The organism is Nocardia sp. NPDC005745 (genome assembly GCF_040630775.1).
GTDB lineage: Bacteria > Actinomycetota > Actinomycetes > Mycobacteriales > Mycobacteriaceae > Nocardia.
This window is the reverse complement of sequence record NZ_JBEXYF010000034.1, coordinates 1-26,850: the sequence shown is the minus strand read 5'-3', so window position 1 is coordinate 26,850 and position 26,850 is coordinate 1. Positions and strand designations below refer to the sequence as shown.

The window sequence follows — 26,850 nt, the reverse complement described above, 5'->3', positions numbered from 1 at the left end:
CCGATATCCGGTCAACTATCGGGCACATCCCGACAGTCACTCCGTCAGCCGCTGCGCTCGCTCGAAGAGTTCCAGCGTGATCGCGTGCAGGAAGTCACCGACCTGCTTGGGGGCCTTGCCCGCGAAGGCGCGGGCGTGCGTGCCCTCCAGGACGATTCCGAGCTTGAAGCAGGCCAGCACGGTGTACCAGGGCATCGCGCTCAGGTCGCGATCGGAGAACTGCCCGTAGTGCGAGATCATCTCCTCGGCCGTCGGCAGACCGCCGACCGCGCCGAGCTTGCCGACCAGCGCCGCACCGGTGGTGCCGGGCTCCGGGCGGGTGGCGATCTGCCAGCCCAGGTCCAGCAGCGGGTCGCCGATGGTGGACATCTCCCAATCGACCATCGCCGCCACCTGCGGGCCGTCGAACTCGAACATCATGTTCGCCAGGTGGCAGTCACCGTGCAGGATGCCGGGGGTCCACCGCGCGGGGCGATTGCGGTCCAGCCACTCGCCCACCGCCGCCACGCCGGGAATCTCCGGACCGGGGTAGCCCTCGTTGGCCGAATACGACTCCAGCTCACCGAGCCAGCGCGGCACCTGGCGCTCCAGGAAGCCCTCCGGCTTGCCGTAGTCGGCCAAGCCGAGCGCCTGGTAGTCCAGCGCACCGAGCCGCGCGATGGCTTCGACCGCCGATAGGCCCATCTGCCTGCGAACTTCCGGATCGCCCGCGTGCAACTCGGGCAGTTCGTTCTGCGGATTGAAGCCGTGGATCGGCTCCATCAGGTAGAAGACCGCGCCGAGCACCGACTCGTCGGCGCAGGCCGCGATCACCCTCGGCGCGCGGACCTCGGTGCCGCCCAGCGCGCCGAGCAGCCTGGCCTCGCGCCGGATCACGTCGTTGCTCTTGGCGCGCAGGTGCTTCGGGCCACGGCGCAGTACGTACGTGCGGCCGCCGCGCGTGAAGCGGAGCATGATGTTCTGCGTTCCGCCACCGAGCGCGATCACATCCTCGAACTCATCCCCGGACAGACCCTGCTCATCCATCCACTTTCCGACGACGGCGAAGTCGACGACGGCGGGATCCACATCGACCGGTTGCGCAACAGACATGCCCCACATTGTGCACCACCCGCCGACCCCAACTGAAGGCAGACGACAACAGTTAGCTCCGACCGGTGCGGCGTAGGGTTTCCAGAACCATGCACACGCTGTTGATCGACAACTACGACTCGTTCACCTACAACCTCTACCAGCTGATCAGCGAGGTGAACGGCGCCGAGCCGGCGGTCGTGCGCAACGACGAGGCGCGCACGGTCGCCGAACTCGATCTGGGCCGCTTCGACAACGTCGTGGTCTCGCCCGGACCGGGACGGCCGGGCGTGGCACGCGACATGGGCATCTCCGCGGCGGTGATCGGCGAGAGCGACCTGCCGCTGCTCGGGGTGTGCCTGGGCCACCAGGGCATCGTGGTCGCGGCGGGCGGCGTGGTCGCCGAGGCGCCCGCCGCCAGGCACGGCTATCTCGACCGCATCCAGCACGACGACCGCGACCTGTTCGCCGGGATTCCACAGGGCTTCACCGCGGTGCGCTATCACTCTCTGTGCGCGCTGCGACCGCTGCCGGACGATCTGGAGGTCACCGCGCTGTCCGGTGACGGCGTCGTGATGGGTGTTCGGCACCGCGCGCGCCCGCAGTGGGGCGTGCAGTTCCATCCGGAATCGATCGCGAGCGAGTTCGGCGCGGCGCTGCTGCGCAACTTCGCGAAGCTCACCGCCGCGCATCGAAGCAGGCGTGCCTCCACGGTGGGGAACCCGTCGATCGCCCCGGCGCGTGATCGCGTGGCGGAGCCGGTCGCGGCACGATTCCCCCTTCCCGACGCGGCCTCGCCCGTGCCGCTCGCGGCCGAGCAGTTTCCCGCCGCGGCCGTCGAACTCGATCGCGGGTCATCCGCTGGGCGCACGGGCCCGATGCGTTCCGTGCCGCGGACCTACCGGCTCCAGCGGGCCGTGCTCGAACGGCCGATCGATACCGAGCGCGCGTTCGTGCAGTTGTACGGCAACTCCCCGACGGCGTTCTGGCTGGACAGCGAGCATGTGGAGCCCGGAGCCGACCGGTTCTCCTTCCTGGGCGACGCGAGCGGTCCACTGGCCGAGGTGCTGCGCTATCGCGTGGGCGACGGCGAGGTGACCGTCGAGTCCTCCGACGGGCATCGGCGCACCGCGCCGGGCGGCATCCTCGATTTCCTGGCCGCCGAGCTGCGCGCGCGCCGGCTCGAATTGCCCGATCTGCCCTTCGATTTCGTCGGCGGCTACGTCGGTTATCTCGGTTACGAGGTGAAAGCCGACTGCGGCGGGAACGCGGTTCACCGCGCCCCGACCCCGGACGCCCAGTGGATCTTCGCCGACCGGATGGTGGTGGTCGACCACGTCGGCGGGCGCACGCACCTGCTGGCGCTGAGCGACGACGTGGAGACCGCCCGATCCGCCGCCGACTGGCTGCGCGACACCCGCGAAACCCTGAACACCCTCCCGACCTGGACAAATCCGCCGCCGCTCGAAGTGCCGCCGGACGATGACGCCGTGGAGCCACTGCTCACCCGTGGCCGGGAGCGCTATCTCGCCGACATCGCGGTCTGCCAGGAGCGGTTGCACGCCGGCGAGTCCTACGAGATCAACTTGACCGACAGCGCCACGATCCCCGCCGCCGCGGCCGACGGCCTCGATTTCTACCGCACGCTGCGCCGGTGCAACCCCGCCCCGTACGCCGCCTACCTTCGCTTCGACGACCTCGACATCGCCTGCTCGTCGCCGGAGCGCTTCTTGAAGGTCGACCGCCGCCGCATCGTGGAGAGCAAGCCGATCAAGGGGACCGCGCCGCGCGGCGCGACACCCGAGCAGGACGAGCGCCTGCGCCGCGAGCTGGCCGACAGCCCGAAGACCAGGGCGGAGAATCTCATGATCGTCGATCTGCTGCGCAACGATCTGGGCCGGGTCTGCGAGATCGGCAGTGTGTATGTCCCGAAGCTGATGGCCACCGAGCAGTACGCGACCGTGCACCAACTGGTCTCGACGGTGCGCGGCAGGCTGCGCCCGGAGATCGGCGTGGTCGATTGCCTGCGCGCCTGTTTTCCCGGCGGCTCGATGACCGGCGCACCGAAGCTGCGCACCATGGAGATCATCGACGAGCTGGAAACCGAAGCGCGCGGGGTCTATTCGGGCACGATCGGCTTCCTCGGGCTCGGTGGCACCGCGGACCTCAACATCGTGATCCGCACCGCCGTGCGCTACGGCGGACGCTGGCGGATCGGAGCGGGCGGCGCCATCGTGCTCGACTCCGAACCGGCCGACGAGTACCACGAGGTCCTGCTCAAGGCGGCCGCCACGTTGCGTGCCGCCGCCGACTACGCGCACCGCTGAACGCGAGCGTCCTTCTCGACTATTTGCGCCGCTTCGTCGGTTTTCGCCGGGCGGGCTGCTCGGCGGGTTGTTCCTCGGCTGCGCTCAGGCCGGCCAGCTTGCCGAGCAAGGCGATGCCGGGCAGTTTCGCCAGCCGCCCGAGCACGTCCTCACCGAGCGAGATCATCGCTTCCAGCCGGGGCAGCAGCCGGTCGTAGGCCGCGAAGGCCGGATCGGCCAGGGCCAGGGTGCGGTCGAGCCGATCGATGGTGGAGTTGAGCCGCTCGATCGCGGTCGAGAGGTTCTCGATGAGGCCGGGCAGTTGCGCGGCCAATTGCGCGGACGCGGGCGGCAGCCGCACCGCAGTGTCGAACGCCGAGGTCGCGGTGAGCTGGGCGGCTTCCAGTGCTTGGCCCGCGGCCGTCTGCGCCGCTTCGACCGCCGCCTGGGCGGCGGCGAGGACGTCGGCGGGGCCGGGCACGCGCCCGCTGGGCAGTCTCGGGGTCGGCGGCTTACGACCCGGGCGTTTCGGGTTCGTCATGGGGAACACTGTGCCGCACGCCCCGCCGAAGGACCTCCCCTCGCGCGTTCGGCGTGTCGGAGGGGCGTGGCATAGTTCGAGCACAATGAAACTCAGCAAGGGCGCGAACGCAGCGGTACCGACATCCCTTCTAGCCGTGGTTGTTTCATGGCGATCGGAGCACGCGGTGGACGCGCACGCCTTGCTGCTGGACGCGAACGGCACGGTTCGCTCGGATCGGGACCTGGTGTTCTACAACGCGCCGCGGCACGTCTCCCAGGCCGTCACGCTCGATCAGGAACCCGCGCCGGGCACCGCGCGGCTGAGCGTCTCGCTGCCGCGCACCGAAGCGGACGTCGAGCGCATCGTCGTCTCCGGATCGGTGGAGGGAAGCACCTTCGGTGACATCCGGGAGCTGACCGTCGCCGTGCACTCGGTCGACGGGGTGGTCGCGGCGTTCGAGATCGACGACGCGGACGCGGTCTCGGCGCTGATGTTCGGCGAGTTCTACCGCCGCGACGGGCAGTGGCGGTTCCGCGCGATCGGCCAGGGCTGGTCCAGTGGGCTGGCCGGGTTGGTCGGCGAGTTCGGCGTGCGGGTCGACGACCCGTCGGCGCCCGCGCGCACCACCCATCCCACCAACCCGTTCCGGGTGCACCGATCGGCCGCGGTGGCACCGGCTCGAGAACGATTTCAGGCCGCCGCCGACTCCGGCCTCGGCTCGGCCGAACGGGCCGATCGCCACGACTTCGCTCAGCCCCGGCACGTCCCGCACGGGTCGTTCTCCTCCGGCCAGTCGCGCAGGAACGGGGAATCCGCCGCGGCCGAGCGAACGGACGCACCGAACGTCGCCGCCGAACACGCTCCGGTGCAACGCGTCCGCGAGCACGACCACCAGGCCGAGAACCCACCCGGGCGATCCGAAGGACCCGAAGCGCCACGCCCCGGCACACCCGCATGGCCACGCACCGAAGTGCTCGGCCGCGCGGACACCGCTCCCCTCCCGCACACTCCCCGTCCGGTCGATCTCAACCGCTACACCCCCGAAAGCGCACCTCCCCCACCGCCCCCGGACCCCGAACGCGCGGACTGGCACCCGGATCCGGAGAACCCGCAGCGCATGCGCTGGTGGGACGGCGCAGGATGGACCGAGGACCGGTATCTGCCCCCTCCGCGCGGCGACCGCCACTGCGCTCGCTGCGCAAGCCCGTTGCGCCGCAAGTTCTTCGGCGGGTTCGCCCCGTGCCAGAGGTGTGCCGAGGAGATCGAGGAATACCTCGTCCATTGGCACACCCGGGCCTGGCGGGTGCTCACCGGCCACGGTCCGCGTGGCCCCGAGTGGGCGGCGCTGTGGGCGTCGTTGCGTTATCAGCGGATCGACGCCGAAGCCGGACGCGCGGCATTGCGCGACGCGGCGCTCAGCTATGTGGAGCGGCTGGTCACCTTCGCCTTCGCCGACGGTGAGGTCAGGCACGCGGAGCTGGAACTGTTCGAGCAGGCGGTCACCGAACTCGGCCTCGGCGGACCGCTGATCGATGACCTGCGCAGACGGATGCATCGCGGCAACACCCTCTATCGGTTGCGCACGGGCGACCTGCCGGTGGTCCGCACGCCCGGGCTGCACCTGGACCCTGAGGAGACGGTGCACCTCGACCTGCCCGCGACGCACGTCCGTCAGCTCGCGCGCGGTCCGAAGCTCACCGAGGGCAGGCTGATCGGCAGCAACAAGAAGCTGCGTTTCGTCGGCGCCGACACCGGTATCGAGATGCCTTGGTCACGGGTGGTTTCCGTGCACACGGAGCAAGGCGCGGTGGTGATCGCGGCCACCTCGGCGCGCGGCGGCGCGACGTTCGCCGTCGACGATCCGGACTACGTCTCGGCCGCGCTGGAAGGCGCGCTGCGCGTGGCCAAACGTCTCGTCCTCACTCCGGGCCAGCGTGATACCCGCAGCATCTCGCAGGAAGTGAAGGCGCAGGTGTGGCAGCGTGACGGCGGCCGGTGCGTCGAATGCGGCGACGGGCATTACCTGGAGTTCGACCACATCATCCCGCTCAGCCGCGGCGGCGCGACCAGTGCGGCGAACCTCCAGATCCTGTGCCGCGCGTGCAACCGGGCCAAGGGCGCCCGCATCTAGCCCGGTCTCACTCGGTGAGCAAGCCCGCCGTGCGGCCCAGATCGGCGAGCATCGCGTCGAACAGAATCTCAGGATTGTCCAGCGGGATCGGGTAGTTCCCGAAGACCTCGAGTGTGACGTGCCCGTAGAGCCGCGCCCAGATCTGGATCATCAGATACGTCACCCCGAGATCCAGTTTCTCGGCGGGGAATTTCTGGCTCGACTCCGACAGCGCCGCCAGCAGTTCGGTCTGGAAGTGCACCAGGTCCTCGCGCAGCTCCGGCGGAATGACGTCGGTGGACGGCGTGACGATGTCGTAGGTGGCCAGCAGCCTGCCCGCCGCGGCCAGGAAGACCCGGCCGAAGGGCTCGTCGAAGCGGCGCAGCGCGCGGGCCTGCCCGGCGCCGGGCGAGGCGAACACCAGGGTGAACTCCCTGGTGTGCGTCAGCGCCCAGCGCCGGAAGCCACGGCAGATGGCGAAGAACTGCACGGCGCCGTCGTCGGGCAGCGTGGCGATCTCGGCGGTCAGTTCCGCCGCCAGGTCGGCGCAGAAGTCCAGCCGCAGTCGCTCCAGCAAATCTTCCAGCGAGTTGTAGTACCGATACAGCGCGGGCGCGGTGACACCGAGTTCGCGCGCGATGGCGCGCAGGGTGACCGCATCGGGCCCGCGTTCGACCAGCAGCGCGCTGGCCACCCGCCGGATGTCGGTGTCGGTCACCACCGGCGCCCGACCCCGTGGTTTGGACTGTTGCACCGATCGATTCAAGCGTATTCGACTTCCCAGCGCTTGATTCCGTTCAGCCAGCCCGACCGCAGCCGCACCGGCTCGGCGACCTGCCGCAGGTTGGGCATCACGTCGGCGATGGCGTTGAACATCAGATCGATCTGCAGCCTGGCCAGGTTCGCGCCGACACAGTAGTGCGTGCCGGTGCCACCGAAACCCACGTGCGGGTTGGGATCGCGCAGCACGTCGAAGGTGAACGGATCCGCGAAGGCTTCCTCGTCGAAATTGGCCGAACTGTAGAACAATCCGAGCCGCTGCCCCTTCTTGATCTCCTGGCCGCCGAGCACGGTGTCCTGGGTCGCGGTGCGCTGGAACGCGGTGACCGGCGTGGCCCACCGGACGATCTCGTCGGGCGCGGTGCGCGGGCGCTGCTGCCGGTAGATCTCCCACTGCTCGGGGTGGTCCACGAACGCTTTCATGCCGTGGGTGATCGAATTGCGCGTGGTCTCGTTGCCCGCGACCGACAGCAGGATGACGAAGAACGCGAACTCGTCCGAGCCGAGGTGCTCGCCGTCGATGTCGGCGTTGACCAGCTGGGTGACGATGTCCTCGGCCGGGCAGGCACGCCGCTGCTCGGCCATGTTCCAGGCGTAGCCCATCACCTCGGCGGTGGCGGCGTGGTGATCGCCATCGAACTCCGGATCGTCGTAGGAGATCATCTGGTTGGACCAGTCGAAGATCTTCTTCCGGTCCTCCTGCGGGATGCCGAGCAGCTCGGCGATGGCCTGCAACGGCAGTTCGCAGGCGACCTGTTCGACGAAGTCGCCGCTGCCGGACTTCTTCGCCTCGTGCACGATCCGCGCGGCGCGTTCGGTCAGCGCGGCGCGCAGGCTCTCCACCGCGCGCGGGGTGAAGCCCTTGGAGATGATGCGGCGAGTCTTGGTGTGCTTGGGCGGATCGAGGTTGAGCAGCAGCATGTCGCCGAGCATGTCGATCTGCTCGCGCGTGGTCTCCTCGTTGAACCGGATGATGGCGGTGTTCTCGTGCGAGGAGAACACCTCGGGATTCTTCGAGATCTCCTTGATGTGCGCGAGCTTGGACACGACCCAGTAGCCACCGTCGTCGAACCCGCTGGCCCGATCGGGCTGCGCGCACCACCACACGGGGGCGGTGCGGCGCAGTTCGGCGAACTCCCCGATGGGCAGGCGGGTGGCCAGCAGGTCGGGGTCGGTGAAGTCGAATCCCGTGGGGATCGAGGGCGTGGTCACGGTCACGGCTAACTCCTACGGCGGTCTGGGCGCAGACCTGACAACGATGCAGAGGACACGGTCAAGGAGATGCAACCACAGAACCAGGCTTCGTGAACAGTGTTTAGTAAAACCTGTTAACTTTTTCTGCCTCGCCCAACGCCCGGCATCGCCTCGCCGGGGTGACACGCAGACCGGTCGTCAGAGCGTGATCAGCGGCGGTGGCTGCCAACGCCGCTGCAAGACGGCCGCTTTCGGCGCGAACAACGCCAGGGTCACCGAGAACGGGTCCGATTCCGGGATGGGCAGCCAGTTGCCGTCGGGGACGCCGGAACCCGGATCATCGTGCTGGAGCGTGAGGTCGAGGGAGCCGTCCGGGTTGAGCACGACGGGCACATGGTGACCGACCGAGTAGATCCCGGCCGGATTGGACACCAGGTAATCGGCGGCATCGTAGACGGCCAGCGACCAGAACGCGTCCACCGGAGGCAGCTCTCCCGAGGCGAAGTGCAGCCGGAAGGGACCGGAGCGGGCGGGGACCGCCGTGAAGAGGTAGTGCGCGTCCTCGGGCAGCGGGATGCCGAGCACGCCGAACGCGGTGACCGCTCGTAGCAGATAGTCGGTGCCGTACCGGCCCGCCCCGAGGTCGGAGACCCAGCCGTTGTCGTTGACCGTATTCGTGCCCAGCGTCACCGGGAGCTGCTGCTTCACGGTGTCGGCCGCGGCGGTCAGTTCACCTTCCGAGATGCCTTCGACCGCGCCGCCGGGCCGGATGCCGATCGCCGCGAAACGGCGCATGGCGGGCTCGTCCTCGGGAGCGGGCGGATCGACCGCAAGCACCGCGCACATCCGATCGAAGAAATCGCGCGCGTTCATCCCCATGACCTGATCGACCGGGCGTCGCGTCTCCGATTGCCCGCTGGGCGGCGCGCTCGCGGGCGGCTCGGCGCCCGCCCTCCACGCACTCAACGGAACCAGCCGCAACCTCTCCTGCATCGAGCGCACGACCGAGAGGTCCTTCTCGCCGTCGACCTGGATACGCACGATCAGCCACACCGTCGGCGTTGGCATCGGCAAGGGCGTGAGACCTTCCGGCAGGGCACCCGACCAGCCCGGGCCGGTCACCACGTAGGTGAACGGCGCCGATGCCGACCGCGCCTGCGGCCGGACACTGCTCGGGTTGTGCACGTTGTTCGTCCAGGCGTCCAGCACCTGCGCCAGCCAGAACCGGCCCCCCTCCATCGCGGGGACGCTCAGCACCATCGGCTCGTTCGTCACATCGAGCCACGCGGTCGAGTGCAGCGTGTCCGGGTCCGGCCGCGCCACGTTCCGTTGTTCGTGGGTCGGCAAGGATGTCGCGTGCTCGAACCGGTTGACCGGCGTGGACGCCTCCGCGGCCATCCGGGCGACGTCCATCAGCACCAGCGGAAAGCCGAAAACATAGGCGTCCTTGGCGATCGCTCCGGCCTCACTGGTCACCGTCGGGTGGGCCGAGTCGCCCTCGTCCGATCCGCCACACGCCGCCGCGCCGAGCGCGGCCACCGACGCCGCCATCCCCAGCACGGTGCGCCGCGACAGCGCGGATTCACGGTAGGTCCGGTCGTCCATGATCCTGTTCCGTCTCCGATCCGATCGGTCGCCGAGCCGGGTCCGTTCCGGAGTATAACCACCTCCGGCGGGAAAATAGCTGGTCAGCGCCCTGAGCGGTCCTCGCGTCGCAGCGCGCCGGGCACCGGCGCGCGGCCGGGACGTGCGGCGGGGCGGAGTGCGGGTCAGAGCACCGGCACCAGCGGCGGCGGACGCCAACTCCCGTGGATGGCCTCCTCCTTCGGCGCGTACATCCGCAGGGTCAGCGAGAATTGACCGGATTCGGGGATGGGCAGCCAATTCCCGGCCGGAACAGCAGGGCCGGGGTCGGTGTACTGCAACGCGATATCGGTGGACCCGTCGGGGTTGAGCGTCACCGGCTCCGGATGGCCCACCGCGTAGATCTCCGCGGGGTTGGGCACCAGGTAGTTGTCGGCGTCGTAAGCGGTCAGCGACCAGAAGTTGTCGACGGGCGGTAGCTGGCCCGGTGCGAAGTGCAGCCGGAATCGGCCCGTGCCGCCGTCGCCGGTGCCGGTCGAGGCGAACAGCGTCGGATAGAAGGCGTTCTCCGCCAGACTGGCGCCGAGGGCCACCCTGGCGATGGCGGCGCGGAGCAAGTAGTTGGTGCCGTACCGGCCGACATCGGGATCGATGACCCAGCCGTTCTCGTTGACCGTCCGGGCGCCCAGATAAACCGGGATCTGCTGCTGGGCGGTGTCCACAGCGGCGGCGAGTTCGACGTCCGAGAGGCCTTCGACCGCGCCTCCCGGCCGGATGCCGATCGTCTCGAAGCGCCGCATGGCGGGCTCGTCCGCACGCGCGGGCGGATCGACCGCCATCAACGCGCACATTCGATCGAAGAACACCTTCGGGTCCATCTCGTCGACCCATTCCGGCGGTGGCTGCGCGATCCCCTCCCGGGGCGGGGCGGGCGGCGGCTCGGTGCCTGCCACCCACGCGCTCAACGGAGCCAGCCGCAACCGCTGTTGCAGGGAGCGCACAGCGGGCAGATCGCTCTCGCCGTCGACCTGGATCCGGACGATCAGCCACACCGTCGGCGTGGGCATCGGCAACGGGGTCAAATCAGCGGGCAGGTCACCCGACCAGCCCGGGCCGGTCAGCACGTAGGTGTACGGCGGCAACGCCGACCGCGCCTGTGGACGACGCCCGCTGGGGTTGTGCACATTGTTCGTCCAGGCGTCCAGCACCTGCGCCAGCCAGAACCGGCCCCGGTCCATCGCGGGCACGCTCAGCACCATCGGCTCGTTCGCCAGGTCGAGCCACGCGGTCGACCGCAAGGTATCCCGGTCCAGCCGCACCACCTCGCGCTGCGCCGGGGTGGGCAACGACGACGCGTGCTCGAACCGGTTGACGGGCGTGGAGGCCTCCGCCGCCATCCGGGTGACGTCCATCAGCACCAGCGGGTAGCCGAATTCGTAGGCGTCCTTGGCGATCGTGGCGGCGTCCCGGGGGACGGGATTCCTGTGCTCGGCCTCGCCGCATGCCGCCAATCCGAACGCGGCCACCGATGTCGCCGCGATGCCCAGCGCCGTGCGCCGCGACACCGTGAGCTCGCCCTCGGTCCAGTCGTCCATGATCCTGCTCCGCCTCCGATCCTATCGGGCACCGCGAGATCCGCACCGGAGTATAACCGCCCTCCGCAGCGGAAATCGCAGGTCAGCGAGGCAATCGCAGGAGGAGGAGCCGAGTTCGGCGGAGTCCCCGGTGGCGGCGATCCCTTCACGGCACGCTCGTCGTCACCGACGAAGGCGCGCCGCCAGGATCGCCGCGACCGCCTGCGGTCAGAACTCCAGAACGGTGTTCATGATGGTGCCCGCGCTGGTGGCGACCACCCCGCCGAGCATCGCCCCCGCGATCATCTTCGGCGACTGCAATCCGCCGCCGCTCCACTTCTCCCAGGCGAATCTGCCGCCCGCGTAGATGATGCTGACGATGCCGGACGCGAGCGCGAACCAGGTCAGATACCGCACGAACTGTAAGAGCTTGTCCGCCAGGGGCGGAGCCTCCGGGGTCGGATTGCCGATCTGCGCCAACGTCGTGAACGAATCGCCGACCGACGCCAGAATGATGCTCACCGTCTACTCCCTCTACGCTCGAATGCAACCCTGCGTCGACCAGCCGCTATGCGAAAACTGTTCGACCACCGATGAATTCGGCCACGCCCAGGATACGGGCATGCGGCCCGCCGCGGTGTGCGCACGGTGCGGATCCGCCGCGGCCGGACACGCGTTCGGCTACCCGGGTGCGGGCAGGGAAAACACGAACTTCCCTGCGCTGCACCGACCTGACTGCATCGGGGCGAGCGAACGGATACGATCTTCTCAGCGATTCACCTGCCCCTGTCCCGAATCCAGAATGAGCGAACGACGATGATCATGGCCGCCGCTTTCGACACCTTGGCGCAGATCGGCAATCCCACCCCAGAAGCGCCGCCGATCTCCGACAAGTTCCTCCAACTGGTCCGCTACCTGACGTGGTTCGTACTCCTGTCGGGCATCTGCGGCATCATCTACGCCGGTGGGCGCTTCGCCTGGGAGAAGTGGACCGGCGGCGGGCTCGAGTCGCCGAAGATGGTGGCGGGAGCCATGATCGGCGGGGTGATCGCCACCAGCGCCGGCACCATCATGAACGCCGTCATCGGCTGAGCTGCAGCGGAGCGATCACCGCCTGACATAGCTTCTCGCTATAACGAGCGGGTGATGCGCCGTGGGCAGGGCAGCTGCGGGCCCGTTGCGGCGATGACGCTCACGCGCGTTCAGCGCAGGATGTTCGCGTTTCGCGCCGCGCGCAGCCAGTCGGGGAACTCGCCGAGCAAGCGGGCGTAGAGCTGCGCGTCGTCGACCTGATCGATGTCGTCGAGTGCGAAGAACCCCGCGTTGTCGACCGCCCGGTCGGACAATTCGTCCAGGGTGCGCAGCAGACCGTAGTTGGCGCGCCCGAGGCCGACGAACTGCCAGAACGCGGGCAGCAGCGAGGCCTCCCGCATGAGTGTGGCGATCTCGCGCTTCTTGGCGAAGCCGCCGTCGGTGAAGAACAGCACGAGGGTGGGGCGGCCGCCGGGGCGCAACGAGTCGATGATGTCGCGCATGATCGGCAGCTCCTCGTTACGGGCGCCGAGCGCGTCGTAGTCGATGCCGCCGTGGGTGCCGGTGAGGTGCAGATAGGTTCGTGCCCACTCCTCACAGCGCTCGACCGTGATGTCGGGCAGTTTGGCGAAGGAGCGGGCGTAGAGGTACGCCTCCAGGGTGCCGTCGTCGTCGAGCTGGGTGGCCACCGGGATCATCCGTTGCACGACGCGATGCACCACCTGGTCGCGATACTGCCGGTTCATGCTGCCGGTCTTGTCGACGACCAGGACGACGCGCGCGCGGATGCCGAAAGCGTTCTTGTCGATGAGGACTTTCGCGACCTCGCGCTTGCGCAGGTCCAGCTTCGCCCGCTTCTCGAAGGAGAGCTGCGCCTCGCCGGGAACGGTGAACACGTCGGTCGCCGGGGTGGGCCCTGCCGCCCGGCCCGGCTCGGCTCGGTTCGCGGACAAGGCCTCTACCGCCGGGGCGTCGTCCACGCTCACGCCGTGATCGGTGACCAGCGCGGCGAATCCGCCCGCATAACCTTGCCCGACCGCTCGCACCTTCCATCCCCCCTGGCGGCGATACAGTTCGAGTGCGATCACCACGGATTCGCTGCCCAAGCCCTCGATGCGGTACTCGTAGAGCACGTTTCCCGCCGCGTCGGCGACCGTGGCGACCGGAGGCGCGAACCCGCCGAAGGTCTGCGCCGGATCGTCGAGAGTGAGCACCGCGCGTACTTGCGCGATGTCCACCGGCAGGTCGCTGAGCGAAACCGACAGCGCGCCGGGCGTTCCCTGCCCCAGCGACACGCCCGGTGCGCTCGGCTGACTGAAGAACACGAAATCCGCGTCCGAGCGCACCCGCCCCGCTTCGGTCACCAGCAGCGCCGACACATCGATCGCGGCCTCGGTGCGCACCGACACCAGCACGCGCGCCACATCCAATGCCCCGTTCTGACCTTTGACCAATGCCGCGCCCACCGAGACTCCCAGCCGTCGTCACTCCGAAATCGCCACCGGGATCAGCGTAAGTCCACCACCGCAAGGATGCGGGGCGTTCGCCGCGTCATCGAATACCCGTAGCGGTCAGCGTCGCCATCGGCGGCCGGTCGGCCGCGGGCACCGCGCCGGGCGCCATGCGCCAGCTCGAGCCGTGCGGGAGGTACTGCGTCAGCGCCGCTCCCGAGTCGGGGATGCCGAGCCTGCCGAGCAGCGTCGCGATCACCTGCCTGCTCATCTCGGCCAGCTCGTGCAGCGGGCGATTGCGGTGCGCGCGGGTGCCGAGGTCGACCTGCGCGATGGCGCCCGCGCCGTGCCTGCGCCAGGTGTCGATCAGCAGACCGATCTCGACGCCGTAGCCGGGCGCGAACGGCAACGCCCGCAGCAGTTCCCGGGTGGCCGCGTACTCGCCGCCGAGCGGCTGGCGCAACTCGGCGAGCTCCGGGGCGAGCGCGGTGAGCAGCGGCCGGGCCACCAGCTGGGTGACGCGTCCGCCGCCGTCCGGCGCGTCACCGTGCGGGCGGCGGTAGAACCCCTTCACCAGGCGCAGTTCGTCGTCGGAGAGCAACGGCGCGAGCAGCGATGGCACGAACCGCGGGTCGGGAGCGACGAGATCGGCGTCGACGAACACGATGAAGTCGCCCGAGGCCACCGCCAACGACCGCCAGAGCACCTCGCCCTTGCCCGGACACGGCGGCACGGCGGGCAGCGCCTGCTCGCGGGAGTAGACGGTCGCGCCCGCCGCTCGCGCCCTGGCGGCGGTCCGGTCGGTGGAACCGGAGTCGAGCACGATCAACTCGTCGACCAGCGTGCCGACCAGGTCGCGGATCGAGGCGACCACGCCCGCCACGGTGCCTTCCTCGTTCAGGGCGGGGATGACCACCGAGACGCTGCGGTGCCGCTTGCGGTCGAGTAACTCGCCGTACGACCACGTGCGGTCGTAGAGGACGACACCGGACGCCGATGAGCTCATGTGGGAGCGTCCTTTCCCGGACCGTGGCCCGTCGTGTTGTTCGCGGTGGCCGTGTCCCCCACCTCGCCGGGCGCCGTCGCTCCCGACTCCCCGTTCCGCGGCGGCAGCGCCAGACTGAGCACGACGAGCGCGAGCGCGGTCCCCGCGACCACCCACAGCACGGTGACGCAGGCGGCGAGAAAGGTGTGCGCGGCGGCGATCTGTCCGGCCAGATCCGCCCCCGCGCCAGGACAGGTGTGCGCGTCGAGCCGCGGGGTCGGCGAACGCAAGGCCGTGTCGGCGCAATCGGCGAACGAGGTCACTACTCGGTCGCGCTGCGCGGTCGTCGTCGGGGAATCCGTCAGCGATGCGGCCAGAACCGCTTTCGCGTGCCCGACGCCAAGGTCGGTGTCGGCGTCGACCCGGCGGAAGAACAGCGCGCCGAGCGCCGCCACCCCCAGCGAGCTGCCGATCTGCTGCACGGTCGGCACCGTTCCGGACGCCGAGCCGGTCGCCCGCTCGGCGACGCCCGTCATCATCGCCGCGGGCAGCGGCGCGGCGAACAGTCCCATCCCGGCTCCGGCGGCGAACACCGGGACTGCGAGCCGCCGCAGATCGATCGACGCGTCGGCGGGGTGGACGGTGAGCGCGACGACGGCGATGGCGGCCGCGAACAGCAGCACACCGAGGGTCAGCCCACGGCTGCCCAGCCGCGTCACCAGGATCGGTGAGGCCAGCGCGCCGCACGCCCCGCCGATCGCGAAGGGCAGCACCAGGATTCCGGTCCGCAGGGCGGTGAACCCCAGCCCCGATTGCACCGTCACCGACACGGTGAACAAGAACGCGGTGAAGATTCCGAAGAACAGCAGCGTCAGCACGGAGCCGACCGCGAAACCGCGGTCCGCGAAGAGGTCGATCCGCAGCAGCGGGCTCTCCCCGGCCCGCAGCCGCCTGCGCTGATGCCAGACGAACACCGCGAGCAGCGCGAGCCCGGCACCGAACAGACCGAACAGCGAAGGCGGCCATCGCTGTTCGCGTCCGGCGGCGAGGGGATACAGCAGAGCCACCAGCCCACATGTCACCAGTAGTGCGCCGGCGACATCCAGCCGTTCCCTGGTCGCGGGCTTGCCCACGTGCAGATGCCGGTGCGCCAGCAGCAATCCGAGCACACACGGCGGCACGTTCAGCAGGAAGACCGCGCGCCAGCCGAGACCGAACGGATCGGAGGCGATGACCGCCCCGCCGAGCAGCGGGCCCGCGATCGCCGCGAGGCCGGCGGCCGCGCCGTAGAGCCCGAAGGCCAACGGCTGCTCGCCCTTCGGGAACACCGCGCTGATGATGGCGATCACCTGCGCGGACATCGCGGCGGCCGCCAGGCCCTGCACGGCACGCGCCGCGATCAGCTCGCCCGGCAGGTGCGCCAGGCCGCACCACACCGAGGCGGCAGTGAACCCCGCCATGGCGCCGAGGAAGACGCGCCGCCGCCCGATCGACTCCCCGATGCGCGCGGCGGTCATCAGCGTGCCCGCGAAAGCCAGGCTGTAGCCGGCCACCACGAACACCTGGACCGAACCGGGCGCCGCCAGATCCCGCGCGATGCCGGGCAGAGCGGTGTTCACGATCGTCATGTCCAGCATCTGCATGAACACCGCGAGCAGGCAGGCGCCCAGCGCTGCCCACGCCGCCGAGCCGGCGACCACCGGTGCCGGGCCGGTGACGATGCGCGCTCCCGTGCTCATGGAAGGGCGCCGACCCGCACCGCGCGGTCGCCGTTCGCCACGACGTCGGCGACGATCGTCCGCATGGCGGTGACGTAGCGACATATCACCTCGTGCGCCTGCGGGGTATCGGGGAACAGCAGACTGAGCGTGGTGACATCGTTGAACCGGTTGACCCAGATGTAGACCTCGCGCGAACTGCCGCGGTTGGCGAACATGCCGCCGTCGATCTTGTCGAACATCTCGACACCGGCCATCTTGCGGATGTCCAGGTAGGACAGCATGCGGGCGGTCCAACCGGGCCGGGTGCGGATCCCGAGTCCGGGCGGCGCGAGTTGCAACGCGCGGTGCAGGGAGACGTCGGTCAGGTCCTTGCCCTGGTCGTAGGCCGCCTGGGCAGCGGCGACCACCTGTGTGAACGACTGATCGGCGCCCACCGGAAAAGCCACCGGGATCAGATTCGTGTACCACCCGACCGAGGCGGCCTCCCCCTCGGTGCGGCGCGTGTTCACCGGTGTGAGACCGAAATACCAATCGCCGCCCGCCAGTTCGATCTCCGCGAGCGCGGCCGCGGCGAACAGCCCGCCGGTGAACCGGCCGTCGTGTGCCCGGCAGACCTCCTCGAAACGCAGCGCACCCGGTTCATCGATCAGGACGGTGGTCACCTGCGCACCCCGGACGTGCTCGTCGTCGTCGACCCACAGGTCCACGGGGAAGCCGGGAACGTCACCGCCGTTGCGCCGCAACAATTCCAGCCAGACCGCGATCTGCGGTGACTCGGCGGTCAGCTCGGCGCTGCGGCGGCGTTCCCGCTCGCAGTAGGCGATGTGACCGGTCACCGGCGCGGGAGTCAGGCTGCCGCCGGACAATTCGCTGCCGTAGAGCGTCAACAGGTCCACACACGACAGCGCCTGTGCCACGCCATCGGTATGCAAGTGATCCACCGCCGCGTACATCGTGAACGACTCCGCGTGTTCGATGATCCCGAAACCGAAGCAGTCCCAGTCCAGCGGACCGGGCGTCTCGGCGAGGACGTGCGCCCGGATGGCGTCGCTGTCGGCGTAGAGACCGTGCTCGGTGGGCACCATCCGGATGTCGCCGGGGTCGAGAACACGGCGCTGCACCCGATCCGCCGCGGTGATGGCGAACCAGCTCCAGAACGTGTCGTGCCTGCGCAGGAAGGCCTCGACCGTGCGTGTCATCGCGGCGTGGTCCGGCGCACCGGGAATCGTGAACGCGATCATGCACACTCGCGAAACGCGCAAGCCCGCGTTCGCATTGCGGTGCGCGGTGCGCAGATACTCCTCCTGCTGATGGGACGGTGGCGCCGGATGCGCCGGGGCGCGGCGAGCCGCGGCGAGCGATTCCGGTGCCGCCCGCCAACTGGTGAGCTTTCCCGCCGCAGGATGCCATTCGTCGATGAAACCGAAATTGACCACAGGTGTTCTCGATTCGTGCGGGTGAGGAGAATCCTCGACCGACCCCTTGAAAGTCAACGACAAAAATCATGGGACCACCATGGCTGCCGCCGAATTTTGTGACCACCACCAGACCGCGGCTCCGGCGCCTCGTCGAGTTTCCCAAGAATGCGCGTCCGCGCTTGCCGGACAGCGTGATCGCGCCCTACGTTCGCCAGCATTACAGTGCACGAACCGAATTCGGAGGTCTCGCGTGCGGGCTCGGACGGCAAGCACGCCGGGCGCGATCGTCACTTCGATCGCCGTGGCGCTCGCGCTCGCCACCACAACACTGTTACCCAGTTGGCCTGCGGCGACAGCGCAGACGGATCCGTCCGATCCGGTGACCTCCGACGGATCACGGGTGCTCGAAGTAGGCCAGGACACCGGCCGCCTGACCGACGTGCGGGTCTATTCCGCCGCGATGGGCACGACGGTCCCGGTGAAAGTAATTCGCGCGCCGGATATTTCGAGACCGGCGCCCGTGCTGTATCTGCTCAACGGAGCCAGCGGCGGCACCGGAGGAAGCAACTGGCCGAAGCAGACCGATATCGAGGATTTCTTCCGCGACAAACAAGTGAACGTCGTCGTGCCCATGGGTGGCGAGGGAAGTTATTTCGCGGATTGGCGGGTGGACGACCCGGTGCTCGGCCGGCAACGCTGGACGACATTCCTCACCAGAGAACTGCCGCCCCTGATCGACGCCACCTTCGCGGGCAACGGCGCCAACGCCGTCGCCGGAATCTCCATGGCGGCCACCTCGGTGTTCCAGCTCGCGCTGGCCGCACCGGGGCTCTACCGCGCCTTGGGGTCCTACAGCGGGTGCGTGCGCACCAGCGACCCGCAAGGCCAGGCCATGGTCACCGCCGTCGTCACCCGCTGGCGCGGCAACACACTCAACATGTGGGGGCCGCCCACCGACCCGCAATGGGCCGCCAACGACCCCTACCTGCACGCCGAACAACTGCGCGGCACCGCCATCTACGTCTCCACCGGCACCGGCATACCCGGCCCGCTCGACACCCCCGACGGGCCGGGCATCGACGGCAACGGCGAGAAATTGATCAGCCAGCTCGTCACCGGCGGATTTCTGGAGGCGGTCATCGACCGGTGCGCACACGACCTGAGCAAGCGGTTGGGCGAACTGGCCATCCCCGCCACCTTCGACTTCCGCCCCTTCGGCACGCACTCCTGGGGCTACTGGCAGCAGGACCTGCACAACTCCTGGCCGGTGATCGCCGCGGCGCTGGCGATCGAGGACTCCCCCGCTCCGGGTTAGCGGGTCGTTACGTGCGGGACGATTCCGCCGCGCCGGTGATGTTGCGCGCCATCCCGCCGAAGATGACCGCGTGGAACGGCGCGATGGATTTCCAGTACAGGTGCCCGGCCAGCCCGTGCGGTTCGAACAACGCGCACTGGTGATAGGTGGCGCCCGGGCCGTCCGGCTCGACCGTGAGCTCGAGCCACGCGCGGCCCGGCACCCGCATCTCGGCGCGCAAACGCAGCATCCGCGGTCGCTCCAGCCGCTCCACCCGCCACCAATCCAGCGCCTCGCCCTCGTGCAACCGGTGCGGGTCGCGGCGGCCACGGCCCAGCCCGACGCCCCCGGCCAGCCGGTCTATCCATCCGCGCAGCGACCAGGCCAGCGGGAACGAATACCAGCCGTGTTCGCCCCCGATCGCCTCGATCACCCGCCACAGCGTCGCCGGGTCGGCGTCGGTGTGCCGTTCGCGCACATCCCGGTAGAGCGAACCGCCCGACCACTCCGGGTCGGTGGGCAATGGATCCGACGGCGCGCCCGGCGAACGGGCGTCCGACCACCTGGTCGGCACGTCCAGATCACGAATCTTCTGCAACGCCAGCATCACCGCCCGCCGGTAACCGGTCGGTCCTTCCGGCGGGTCGGGAATGAGGCCGGCGATCGCGTGGTCGTGACAGACCACGTCGTTGATCAGGGATTCCATCAACGGCACGGCGATCGCGCGGGGCACCGGGGTCACCAGATTCACCCACTGCGCGGACAACCACGGCGTCAGCACCGGCACCGGCACGATCAGTCGTCGCGGCAGCTGAGCCACTTCGGCGTAGCCGCGCATCATCCGCACATAGGTCAGCACGTCCGGACCGCCGATGTCGAACGCGCCGCCGGCGCCTTCGGGCAGCGCCGCCGCTTCGGTCAGGTAGTACAGCACGTCGCGCACCGCGATCGGCTGGATCCGGTTGCGCACCCAGCGCGGGGTGACCATCATCGGCAGGCGCTCGGTCAGGTAGCGCAGCATCTCGAAGCTGGCCGAGCCGGAACCGATGATCACCGCGGCCCGCAGCACCAAGGCGGGCACCGAGCCCGCCCGCAGGATCTCGCCCACCTCGGCGCGGGAGGCCAGGTGCCGCGACAGCCGTTGCGCGTCCGGCACGATGCCGCCCAGGTAGACGATCCTGGTCAGCCCGGCGTCCGCCCCCTCGGCCGCGACCAGCGTGGCGGCCTCCCGGTCCACGGTGGCGAAGTCGGCCCGGGTCAGCGAGTGGATCAGGTAGTACAGCACGTCCTGGCCGTCCAGTGCGGCGCGCACGTCGGCGACGGAGGTCACGTCACCGGCCACCACCTCGACGCGATCGCGCCAGGGCGCGTCGGCGAGCTTGCCCGGTGTGCGAGCCAGCACCCGCACCGTGTGCCCGGCGCGCAGCAGCTCGGGCACCAGGCGGCCGCCGATGTAGCCGGTCGCACCGAACACCACACACCGCACGGCAACCGCCCTTTCGATGGCCTGCTCAGGTGATGACCCCGGGCTGCCGGATCAAACAGCGCGTTCCTGAGCTGTGCGGCCCGGGTGCGGCCGCGAGCCCTGATCGATCGGGTCCTCACGTGCCAGACTGGGCCGGTGAGCGAACGTAGCAAAAGCCACGGACCGGACAAGCCCGCACCGCGTGATCGCGGCGACGTCATCGGCGCGGGCCTGGTGTGGCTGGCCAAGTGGGCGCTGTGCATCGTCGCCATCGCGGCGGGCGCGTGGGTGCTCGGATTCCTGGTCGCCCGGCTGTGGGTGGTGATCCTGCCGGTGGCGCTGGCGATCGTCGTCGCCACCGTGCTGTGGCCGCCCGTGCGCTGGCTCACCGCGCGCGGCCTGCCGCCCGCCGCGGCCGCCTCGATCGCGGTGCTCGGTTTCATCGGCGTGCTGGCCGGCATCATCGCGCTGATCGTGCCGTCGGTCGTGGATCAGGCGCCGGAACTGGCCGACAAGTCGAGCGCCGGTGTCGAACAGGTGCGCGACTGGCTACAAGGGCCGCCACTGAGAATCCGTGACGAGCAACTGGATTCGGCCGTGGACGCGATCGTCTCCCGGCTCAAGTCCAGTTCGGAGCAGATCGCCAGCGGCGTGTTCAGCGGCGTGAGCACCGCGACGTCGGTGCTGGTCACCCTGTTCCTTGTGCTGGTGCTGGTGTTCTTCTTCGTCAAGGACGGACCGCGTTTCCTGCCCTGGTTGCACGGCGTTTCCGGCAGCCGCGGCGGCAAGCACCTGGAGGAGGTGCTCGGCCGGATCTGGGTCGTGCTCGGCGGGTTCATCCGCACACAGGCGCTGGTCAGCCTGGTCGACGCGGTGTGTATCGGCGCAGGGCTGGTTATCCTCGGAGTGCCGCTGGCACTGGTTCTCGCGGTGATCACCTTCCTCGGCGGATTCGTCCCGATGGTCGGCGCGTTCGTCGCGGGAGCGCTGGCGGTGCTGGTCGCGTTGGTGGGCAACGGTTTCGTGACCGCGCTGATCGTGCTCGGCATCGTCATCGCCGTGCAGCAGCTGGAAGGCAACGTGCTGCAACCGGTGCTGCAAAGCCGCAGCATGCAGCTGCACGCGGTCATCGTGCTGCTCGCGGTCACCGCCGGCGGCTCGCTGTACGGGATCGTCGGCGCGTTCCTGGCCGTGCCCGTGGTCGCGATGGCCGCGGTCGTCCTGCGGTACGTCGGCGAGCAGATCGACGCGGCCACCGCGCCGCCGCCGGAGCCGGAGCCGGAGAGCGAGACCGCGGACTGACCGCGTCGCGGGAAGGCCATCGTTGCACTCAGTCCGAATGTAACTCTCGCCGTCGCCCGCCGCGGTTCCTAGCGTCAGTGGACATGACAACTGATGTGAGCACCCCGCTCAACGACATCGCCGACGCGACGGCCAGGGCCGTCGCGGACGACGCGGCGAACGCGCTGGTGGTGTTCCGTGCCTCCGGAACCACGGAGGGGACGGTGGGCAGTGCGATCACCCTCGGCAAGTACACCGTGCGTGTGGACGAACCGCCCGCGCTCGGCGGCGCGGACACCGCGCCCAATCCGGTCGAGGTGTATCTGGCGTCGCTCATCTCGTGTCAAGTGGTGACCTACCGGTTCTGGGCGCAGCGCCTCGGCATCACGATCGATGATTTGTCGGTGAGCGCCGAAGGCGATCTCGACGTCCGCGGATTCTTCGGCTTGGATGACAACATCCGCGCCGGGTTCCAAGCGGTGCGGGTGACCGTTCGCATCAGTGGACCCGACACCGAGCAGCGCTATGCCGAACTCCAGCAGGCCGTCGACGCGCACTGCCCCGTGCTGGATCTCACCACCGGGCGCACCCCGGTCGACACCACCCTGATCACCGATTAGCCGCCGCCCCACCCCGATCGATCACCCACCAGAAGGAGGACCTCCCCGATGACCGAACCCGACCTGTCCCAGAACTGGAGCTTCGAGACGAAGCAGATCCACGTCGGACAGATTCCGGACGGCACGACGAACGCCCGCGCGCTGCCGATCTACCAGACCACCTCCTACACCTTCCGCGACACCGCGCACGCGGCGGCGCTGTTCGGTCTGGCCGAGCCCGGCAACATCTACACCCGGATCATGAACCCCACCCAGGACGCGGTGGAGCAGCGTATCGCCGCACTGGAAGGCGGCGTCGCCGCACTGCTGCTGGCCTCCGGGCAGGCCGCGGAGACCTTCGCGATCCTCAACATCGCCGGAGCGGGCGACCACATCGTCTCCAGTCCCCGGCTCTACGGCGGCACCTACAACCTCTTCCACTACTCGCTGCCCAAGCTCGGCATCGAAGTCTCCTTCGTCGACGATCCCGACGACCTCGAGCAGTGGAAGGCCGCCATCCGCCCGAACACCAAGGCGCTCTACGGCGAAACGATCTCCAACCCGCAGAATCACATCCTCGACATCCCGGGGATCGCGGGCGTCGCCCACGACAACGGCGTCCCGCTGATCGTGGACAACACCGTCGCCACGCCGTACCTGATCCAGCCGCTGGCCCACGGCGCCGACATCGTCGTGCATTCGGCCACCAAGTACCTCGGCGGCCACGGCGCGGCCATCGCGGGCGTGATCGTGGACGGCGGCAAGTTCGACTGGACCGGTGGCCGGTTCCCCGGCTTCACCGAACCCGACCCGAGCTACCACGGTGTCGTGTACGCCGAGCTCGGCGCACCCGCCTACGCGCTCAAGGCGCGCGTGCAACTGCTGCGCGACCTCGGCGCGGCGGTCTCGCCGTTCAACGCGTTCCTGATCAGCCAGGGTCTGGAGACGCTGAGCCTGCGCATCGAACGGCACGTGCAGAACGCACAGGCGGTGGCCGAATTCCTCACCGGCCGTCCGGAAGTCACCTCGGTGTCCTACGCGGGCCTGCCGTCCTCCCCGTGGTACGAGCGCGGCCGCGCCCTCGCACCAAAGGGCGCCGGCGCGGTGATCGGCTTCGAACTGGCCGGCGGCGTAGACGCGGGCAAGCGGTTCGTCGAGGCACTGCGGCTGCACAGCCACGTCGCCAACATCGGTGACGTGCGCTCGCTGGTGATCCACCCCGCCTCCACCACCCACTCACAACTCACACCAGAAGAGCAGCTGGCCGCGGGCGTCACCCCCGGCCTGGTCCGCCTCGCCGTCGGCATCGAGGGAATCGACGACATCCTCGCCGACCTGCGCGCCGGATTCGCCGCAGCCTCCTGACGCGGTGTGCCCCGGGGTGATCGGCCCCGGGGCGTCGGGTGACTTCCGGTCAGGCCGCGAGCGGCGCGACGGTGACCGCTCGCCCGTCGCGAGTGGTCACGGTAACCCGGGGTGTCTCGCTGCCGGTCGCGCGGATGACCGCGAACGCGAGACCATCCGCGCCGATCGGCACGATGCATTCCTCGAACGAGGACGTAACCGAAAGGTACACCGCGTCGTGGGCGGCTCGGCCGATCACCGCGTACCAGCCATCACCGAACCGGTCGGCGGTGGCCGACCGGAACCGGGTGCCGAGTCGTTGCAGCGCCTCCCAGGCCGGGGTGTGCTCCTGCCGAGGCCCGGCCGGACGGGGCACGCCGAACATCGTTCCGCGCGTCGCCCACTGGTCGCCGTCGGGGTGGACGAACACGATATAGCGGCCCCGGTCGCCGTCGACGAGGACTGCGACGATCTCCTCCCGGACGATGACGCTGATCGGGGCGAGGCTCGAGTCAACGGCCGCGAGGGCATCGAGCGCCACGCTGACCGCAGGATGGTCCAGTGTGCCCATCGGCTGTGGTCAGCGGCGGCGCTCGGCTCCCGGGCCCAGGATCGAGGTCAGCTCGCGCATCGCCTGCGGGGATGGTTTGAAGTATCGGCGCAGGTTCTCGGCCTTTCGCTGGGGAGTGAATCATTGGAGTTCGGTGCCGGTTCGGCTTGACCTCAACAGTTCTCGAGGTTTGATGATCGAGGAATGAGCATCCTGTTTCACAACACCATGCGGATCACCGACGGCCACCTCGAACAGTTCCAGGCGGCCGTGCGGCGGGCCGTGACGTTCGTCGAAGAACACGGCCCGCAGCTGATGGTGCAGGTATTTCTCGACGAAGAACGCGGCTTGGCCCACAGCTTCCAGCTGTATCCCGACTCCGAAGCCGTGCTCGCGCACTGGAAGATGTCTGATCCCTACATCCAAGACGTGATGGCCCACTGCACAGTGCAGTCGTTCGAGACCTACGGTGAGATGTCCGAGGAGGTGCTCGCTGGGCTGCGTTCCGGACCGGCCGGCCAGGCGGCGGTACGGCCACTGCTCACAGGTTTCACGCGGTTTTGACTCTCAGATCGGATCGTGGTACTCGCGGGCTGTGCCCCGAAACCGAACACGGATCTCGGAGGTAGCGCGGCGGGCCAGCCCTTAGGCGCTCTCGCGCTATCTCCCGCGAGTTTCACCCGATACCGGAGACCGGGTAACCGTCACATCATCTGCGTGCGGCATGGCACGCTACAGCGCCGTCATCGGCTACTTGCCGCGCATCCATTGCAGTTGTGGGCCATGGCTCGCTCGCCGGGGTCTCTCCGAGCTGGCCTACTGCGCGGTCGGGGTTGTGTGGCAAGCCCTCCCGTGAGGGAGGGCGCGGCGACCTGAGGGGGGCGACCGACGCTTACAGGCCGTATCCGGGGCTCTGAGTGGGCCCGTGGTCGTAGATCGGGGTGTCCCATCGCTCGCGCGGCGTTGCCGATTGGCCTCACGCTGCTGGCGTTGTTGTTCGGCACGCTGGGCGGCGATTTCCTCCCGCGAGGGCGGGGGGACTGTCTTGGGGGTGGATCTCGTCGCGGGCGCGGTTTTCCCGCTCGAGCTGGTCGGGTGGAAGTTCGGCGCGGCGCTGTTGTTCGTCGACGGGGGCTTGAGCCCAGGCGCGTCGCTGCGCGTGGTGGGCGTCGTCGCGGGCGCGGTCTTGTTGGCCGGCTGTGGGTCGGCCGAGGACCGGGCCCGTTGCATCCACAGCGACGCGGCGAACACCCCGACGGTCAACACCGCCACGGCCACCCACATCCACACCGAGTGATTACCGCCGGTCGCGTAGTTCACCGCCACCGCCAGCCCCGTCGACAACACCGCGGTGAACGCCGTGGGCACCACCACCCGCGACACCGTCTGTCCTGAAACTACACCGACCTCCCACCCCGAAACGGCACCGAACCACAGTTCACCGATCCTCACAGCACCATGCCCCTGAAACCAGCCCCTGATCGCTACACACGAAGCGACGCAACTCTTTTCATCCCGGTCGGTTGCTCAGAATGCTCCGCACTCCGGCTCCCGTTGGACGGAGGCTTGAATCGGCACCCGGACTGCGCACCAGCGGCGCCGCCGATCTGCATATTGCCCGATAACGGTAGTTATCAGGCATTACCTCGTCTACGGCACCTGGGGTGTGACCTTGTGACACCAGTCACTAATGGAACCTGTTGTGCGGCACTGGCGTCCAAGAGCAGTGATGGAGATATCTGCAACGAAGGGGGACGACATGCGAACCAGTTCGGCTGGGCGGCGAGTTGTGACTGCGATCGTGCTGAGTGCAGCGTGCATCGCAGGCGGATCAACAGCTGGGGTCGGCATCACACAGGCGGAGACACCGACCATTGCGGCCGAACCCGTCGACGCGGCGCACCCGCACTGGCAGTTCGAACTCACCGTCAAGTGGACCGTGACATTGTCCTGCTACTTCGAGAATCTGGACCGGACCGACGCCACCGGCCCGGAGAAGTACACAGGAACGGGAAAGACCAAGGACGCAGCCGAGAAGGACGCCTGGAACAAGGCGCAAGCGGCCGCGCCCAAGGGGCGGAAGGTCAAGCACTGCCGCGTCGAGAGCTCATCGAAGAAATAGCAGGAAGGTTGTACGTGGACGACGACGAACGCCAAGTGTGGGAGTTCGCGGTAGGACTCGGGTTGCCGGACGCGACCGGGCCCGGCGCCCTCGACGGCGAGGGCATCCACCCGGTCGCGCTGGCGCTCGAGGAGAGCACCCACCGGATCCGCGGGGTGAACCGTATCCCGTGCTTTACCAGCTTCGGACCGGTCACCGCGGTCGATGAGTTCGCTCAGCGCGCGTGGGGCGACGCATACGATCCGGCGCGCGTCCCAGTTGAATGCCGTCTCGCCGTCTACGTGACCGATGACGAACTCGACGAACTGGTGCCAGCGATCGTCGAGGATCTCGGCATCGATGAGGACGGATACTCGGTGGTAGTCGGCCGGAAGGTCACCGTCGGCCTGTGGGGCATCTCGCTGGAGTCGCCAGAGAACAGCTTCTACCAGCACCTCGTGAGCCAA

Annotated in this window: 24 protein-coding genes; 11 read left to right on the top strand and 13 right to left on the bottom strand. The window is 69.0% G+C overall.

Annotation, left to right across the window (positions count from 1 at the left end):
* Positions 1-36 precede the first annotated feature (36 nt).
* Positions 37-1,101, bottom strand: a complete 1,065-nt coding sequence (locus ABZ420_RS28405; protein ID WP_357128878.1) for a phosphotransferase family protein — start codon at positions 1,099-1,101, stop codon at positions 37-39.
* Between the two features lie 80 nt (positions 1,102-1,181).
* Between ABZ420_RS28405 and pabB the strand changes: the two genes are divergently transcribed.
* Complete coding sequence (gene pabB, locus ABZ420_RS28400; RefSeq protein ID WP_357128875.1) at positions 1,182-3,398, top strand: aminodeoxychorismate synthase component I; 2,217 nt, start codon at positions 1,182-1,184, stop codon at positions 3,396-3,398.
* A gap of 19 nt (positions 3,399-3,417) precedes the next feature.
* On the opposite strand, the gene ABZ420_RS28395 is transcribed toward pabB, so the two are convergent.
* Positions 3,418-3,918 carry a hypothetical protein gene (locus tag ABZ420_RS28395; protein ID WP_357128871.1) on the bottom strand — a complete coding sequence of 167 codons (501 nt, stop codon included), beginning with the start codon at positions 3,916-3,918 and terminating at the stop codon, positions 3,418-3,420.
* A gap of 85 nt (positions 3,919-4,003) precedes the next feature.
* Between ABZ420_RS28395 and ABZ420_RS28390 the strand changes: the two genes are divergently transcribed.
* A complete protein-coding gene (locus ABZ420_RS28390; protein ID WP_357128868.1) occupies positions 4,004-6,031 on the top strand; it encodes a TerD family protein in 2,028 nt (675 codons plus the stop codon).
* A 7-nt stretch (positions 6,032-6,038) separates the two neighbouring features.
* Here ABZ420_RS28390 and ABZ420_RS28385 read toward each other — a convergent pair whose 3' ends face one another.
* The 5 genes from ABZ420_RS28385 to ABZ420_RS28365 all read right to left on the bottom strand — a co-directional run bounded on the left by ABZ420_RS28385 (position 6,039) and on the right by ABZ420_RS28365 (position 11,664).
* Positions 6,039-6,764, bottom strand: coding sequence for a TetR/AcrR family transcriptional regulator (locus ABZ420_RS28385; protein ID WP_357128865.1), 726 nt, complete (start codon positions 6,762-6,764; stop codon positions 6,039-6,041).
* A gap of 8 nt (positions 6,765-6,772) precedes the next feature.
* Positions 6,773-8,002 (bottom strand): cytochrome P450, encoded by a 1,230-nt coding sequence (locus ABZ420_RS28380; RefSeq protein ID WP_357129020.1) that lies wholly within the window; start codon positions 8,000-8,002, stop codon positions 6,773-6,775.
* Positions 8,003-8,182: 180 nt separating this feature from the next.
* Positions 8,183-9,589, bottom strand: coding sequence for a DUF1254 domain-containing protein (locus ABZ420_RS28375; RefSeq protein ID WP_357128862.1), 1,407 nt, complete (start codon positions 9,587-9,589; stop codon positions 8,183-8,185).
* A 164-nt stretch (positions 9,590-9,753) separates the two neighbouring features.
* Positions 9,754-11,163, bottom strand: a complete 1,410-nt coding sequence (locus ABZ420_RS28370; protein WP_357128859.1) for a DUF1254 domain-containing protein — start codon at positions 11,161-11,163, stop codon at positions 9,754-9,756.
* Between the two features lie 207 nt (positions 11,164-11,370).
* Complete coding sequence (locus ABZ420_RS28365) at positions 11,371-11,664, bottom strand: hypothetical protein (protein ID WP_040865713.1); 294 nt, start codon at positions 11,662-11,664, stop codon at positions 11,371-11,373.
* Between the two features lie 294 nt (positions 11,665-11,958).
* Here ABZ420_RS28365 and ABZ420_RS28360 point away from each other — a divergent pair, with 294 nt between their 5' ends.
* Positions 11,959-12,234, top strand: coding sequence for a hypothetical protein (locus ABZ420_RS28360; protein ID WP_040865712.1), 276 nt, complete (start codon positions 11,959-11,961; stop codon positions 12,232-12,234).
* A 110-nt stretch (positions 12,235-12,344) separates the two neighbouring features.
* Here ABZ420_RS28360 and ABZ420_RS28355 read toward each other — a convergent pair whose 3' ends face one another.
* The 4 genes from ABZ420_RS28355 to ABZ420_RS28340 all read right to left on the bottom strand — a co-directional run bounded on the left by ABZ420_RS28355 (position 12,345) and on the right by ABZ420_RS28340 (position 17,767).
* Positions 12,345-13,640, bottom strand: a complete 1,296-nt coding sequence (locus ABZ420_RS28355; protein WP_357128856.1) for a VWA domain-containing protein — start codon at positions 13,638-13,640, stop codon at positions 12,345-12,347.
* A gap of 85 nt (positions 13,641-13,725) precedes the next feature.
* Positions 13,726-14,631 carry a glucosyl-3-phosphoglycerate synthase gene (locus ABZ420_RS28350; protein WP_357128853.1) on the bottom strand — a complete coding sequence of 302 codons (906 nt, stop codon included), beginning with the start codon at positions 14,629-14,631 and terminating at the stop codon, positions 13,726-13,728.
* Positions 14,628-16,349, bottom strand: coding sequence for an MFS transporter (locus tag ABZ420_RS28345; RefSeq protein ID WP_357128850.1), 1,722 nt, complete (start codon positions 16,347-16,349; stop codon positions 14,628-14,630). The genes ABZ420_RS28350 and ABZ420_RS28345 overlap by 4 nt, the downstream gene beginning before the upstream one ends.
* The gene (locus ABZ420_RS28340; protein ID WP_357128847.1) at positions 16,346-17,767 is read right to left on the bottom strand and encodes a condensation domain-containing protein; all 1,422 of its coding nucleotides are present in this window, start codon (positions 17,765-17,767) and stop codon (positions 16,346-16,348) included. The genes ABZ420_RS28345 and ABZ420_RS28340 overlap by 4 nt, the downstream gene beginning before the upstream one ends.
* Positions 17,768-17,999: 232 nt before the next feature.
* Between ABZ420_RS28340 and ABZ420_RS28335 the strand changes: the two genes are divergently transcribed.
* Positions 18,000-19,064: an alpha/beta hydrolase family protein gene (locus ABZ420_RS28335; protein ID WP_357128844.1), complete on the top strand. Its 1,065-nt coding sequence runs from the start codon at positions 18,000-18,002 to the stop codon at positions 19,062-19,064.
* Between the two features lie 7 nt (positions 19,065-19,071).
* Here ABZ420_RS28335 and ABZ420_RS28330 read toward each other — a convergent pair whose 3' ends face one another.
* The gene (locus tag ABZ420_RS28330; protein WP_357128841.1) at positions 19,072-20,520 is read right to left on the bottom strand and encodes an SDR family oxidoreductase; all 1,449 of its coding nucleotides are present in this window, start codon (positions 20,518-20,520) and stop codon (positions 19,072-19,074) included.
* A 144-nt stretch (positions 20,521-20,664) separates the two neighbouring features.
* On the opposite strand from ABZ420_RS28330, the gene ABZ420_RS28325 reads away from it, so the two are divergent.
* The 3 genes from ABZ420_RS28325 (at position 20,665) to ABZ420_RS28315 (ending at position 23,753) form a co-directional block, all read left to right on the top strand.
* Positions 20,665-21,810, top strand: a complete 1,146-nt coding sequence (locus tag ABZ420_RS28325) for an AI-2E family transporter (protein ID WP_357128838.1) — start codon at positions 20,665-20,667, stop codon at positions 21,808-21,810.
* Positions 21,811-21,893: 83 nt separating this feature from the next.
* Positions 21,894-22,409, top strand: coding sequence for an OsmC family protein (locus tag ABZ420_RS28320; RefSeq protein WP_357128835.1), 516 nt, complete (start codon positions 21,894-21,896; stop codon positions 22,407-22,409).
* Between the two features lie 48 nt (positions 22,410-22,457).
* Positions 22,458-23,753 (top strand): bifunctional o-acetylhomoserine/o-acetylserine sulfhydrylase, encoded by a 1,296-nt coding sequence (locus tag ABZ420_RS28315; protein ID WP_357128832.1) that lies wholly within the window; start codon positions 22,458-22,460, stop codon positions 23,751-23,753.
* Positions 23,754-23,802: 49 nt separating this feature from the next.
* On the opposite strand, the gene ABZ420_RS28310 is transcribed toward ABZ420_RS28315, so the two are convergent.
* Positions 23,803-24,303 carry a hypothetical protein gene (locus ABZ420_RS28310; RefSeq protein WP_357128829.1) on the bottom strand — a complete coding sequence of 167 codons (501 nt, stop codon included), beginning with the start codon at positions 24,301-24,303 and terminating at the stop codon, positions 23,803-23,805.
* A 183-nt stretch (positions 24,304-24,486) separates the two neighbouring features.
* Between ABZ420_RS28310 and ABZ420_RS28305 the strand changes: the two genes are divergently transcribed.
* From ABZ420_RS28305 to ABZ420_RS28290, 4 genes are all read left to right on the top strand, one after another.
* Positions 24,487-24,846 carry a hypothetical protein gene (locus ABZ420_RS28305; protein ID WP_357128826.1) on the top strand — a complete coding sequence of 120 codons (360 nt, stop codon included), beginning with the start codon at positions 24,487-24,489 and terminating at the stop codon, positions 24,844-24,846.
* 487 nt (positions 24,847-25,333) lie between these two features.
* Positions 25,334-25,579 (top strand): hypothetical protein, encoded by a 246-nt coding sequence (locus ABZ420_RS28300; protein ID WP_357128823.1) that lies wholly within the window; start codon positions 25,334-25,336, stop codon positions 25,577-25,579.
* A 504-nt stretch (positions 25,580-26,083) separates the two neighbouring features.
* Entirely contained in the window at positions 26,084-26,404 is a 321-nt protein-coding gene (locus ABZ420_RS28295) for a hypothetical protein (RefSeq protein ID WP_357128820.1), read from the top strand.
* A 14-nt stretch (positions 26,405-26,418) separates the two neighbouring features.
* On the top strand, positions 26,419-26,850 hold a 432-nt coding region (locus ABZ420_RS28290; protein WP_357128817.1), incomplete at its 3' end, for a hypothetical protein.

Coding starts and splice junctions, on each gene's coding strand:
- ABZ420_RS28405 (WP_357128878.1), bottom strand. CDS start 1,101: ATGTGGGGCATGTCTGTTGCGCAACCGGTCGATGTGGATCCCGCCGTC.
- pabB (WP_357128875.1), top strand. CDS start 1,182: ATGCACACGCTGTTGATCGACAACTACGACTCGTTCACCTACAACCTC.
- ABZ420_RS28395 (WP_357128871.1), bottom strand. CDS start 3,918: ATGACGAACCCGAAACGCCCGGGTCGTAAGCCGCCGACCCCGAGACTG.
- ABZ420_RS28390 (WP_357128868.1), top strand. CDS start 4,004: ATGAAACTCAGCAAGGGCGCGAACGCAGCGGTACCGACATCCCTTCTA.
- ABZ420_RS28375 (WP_357128862.1), bottom strand. CDS start 9,589: ATGGACGACCGGACCTACCGTGAATCCGCGCTGTCGCGGCGCACCGTG.
- ABZ420_RS28370 (WP_357128859.1), bottom strand. CDS start 11,163: ATGGACGACTGGACCGAGGGCGAGCTCACGGTGTCGCGGCGCACGGCG.
- ABZ420_RS28360 (WP_040865712.1), top strand. CDS start 11,959: ATGATCATGGCCGCCGCTTTCGACACCTTGGCGCAGATCGGCAATCCC.
- ABZ420_RS28350 (WP_357128853.1), bottom strand. CDS start 14,631: ATGAGCTCATCGGCGTCCGGTGTCGTCCTCTACGACCGCACGTGGTCG.
- ABZ420_RS28345 (WP_357128850.1), bottom strand. CDS start 16,349: ATGAGCACGGGAGCGCGCATCGTCACCGGCCCGGCACCGGTGGTCGCC.
- ABZ420_RS28320 (WP_357128835.1), top strand. CDS start 21,894: ATGACAACTGATGTGAGCACCCCGCTCAACGACATCGCCGACGCGACG.
- ABZ420_RS28315 (WP_357128832.1), top strand. CDS start 22,458: ATGACCGAACCCGACCTGTCCCAGAACTGGAGCTTCGAGACGAAGCAG.
- ABZ420_RS28310 (WP_357128829.1), bottom strand. CDS start 24,303: ATGGGCACACTGGACCATCCTGCGGTCAGCGTGGCGCTCGATGCCCTC.
- ABZ420_RS28305 (WP_357128826.1), top strand. CDS start 24,487: ATGAGCATCCTGTTTCACAACACCATGCGGATCACCGACGGCCACCTC.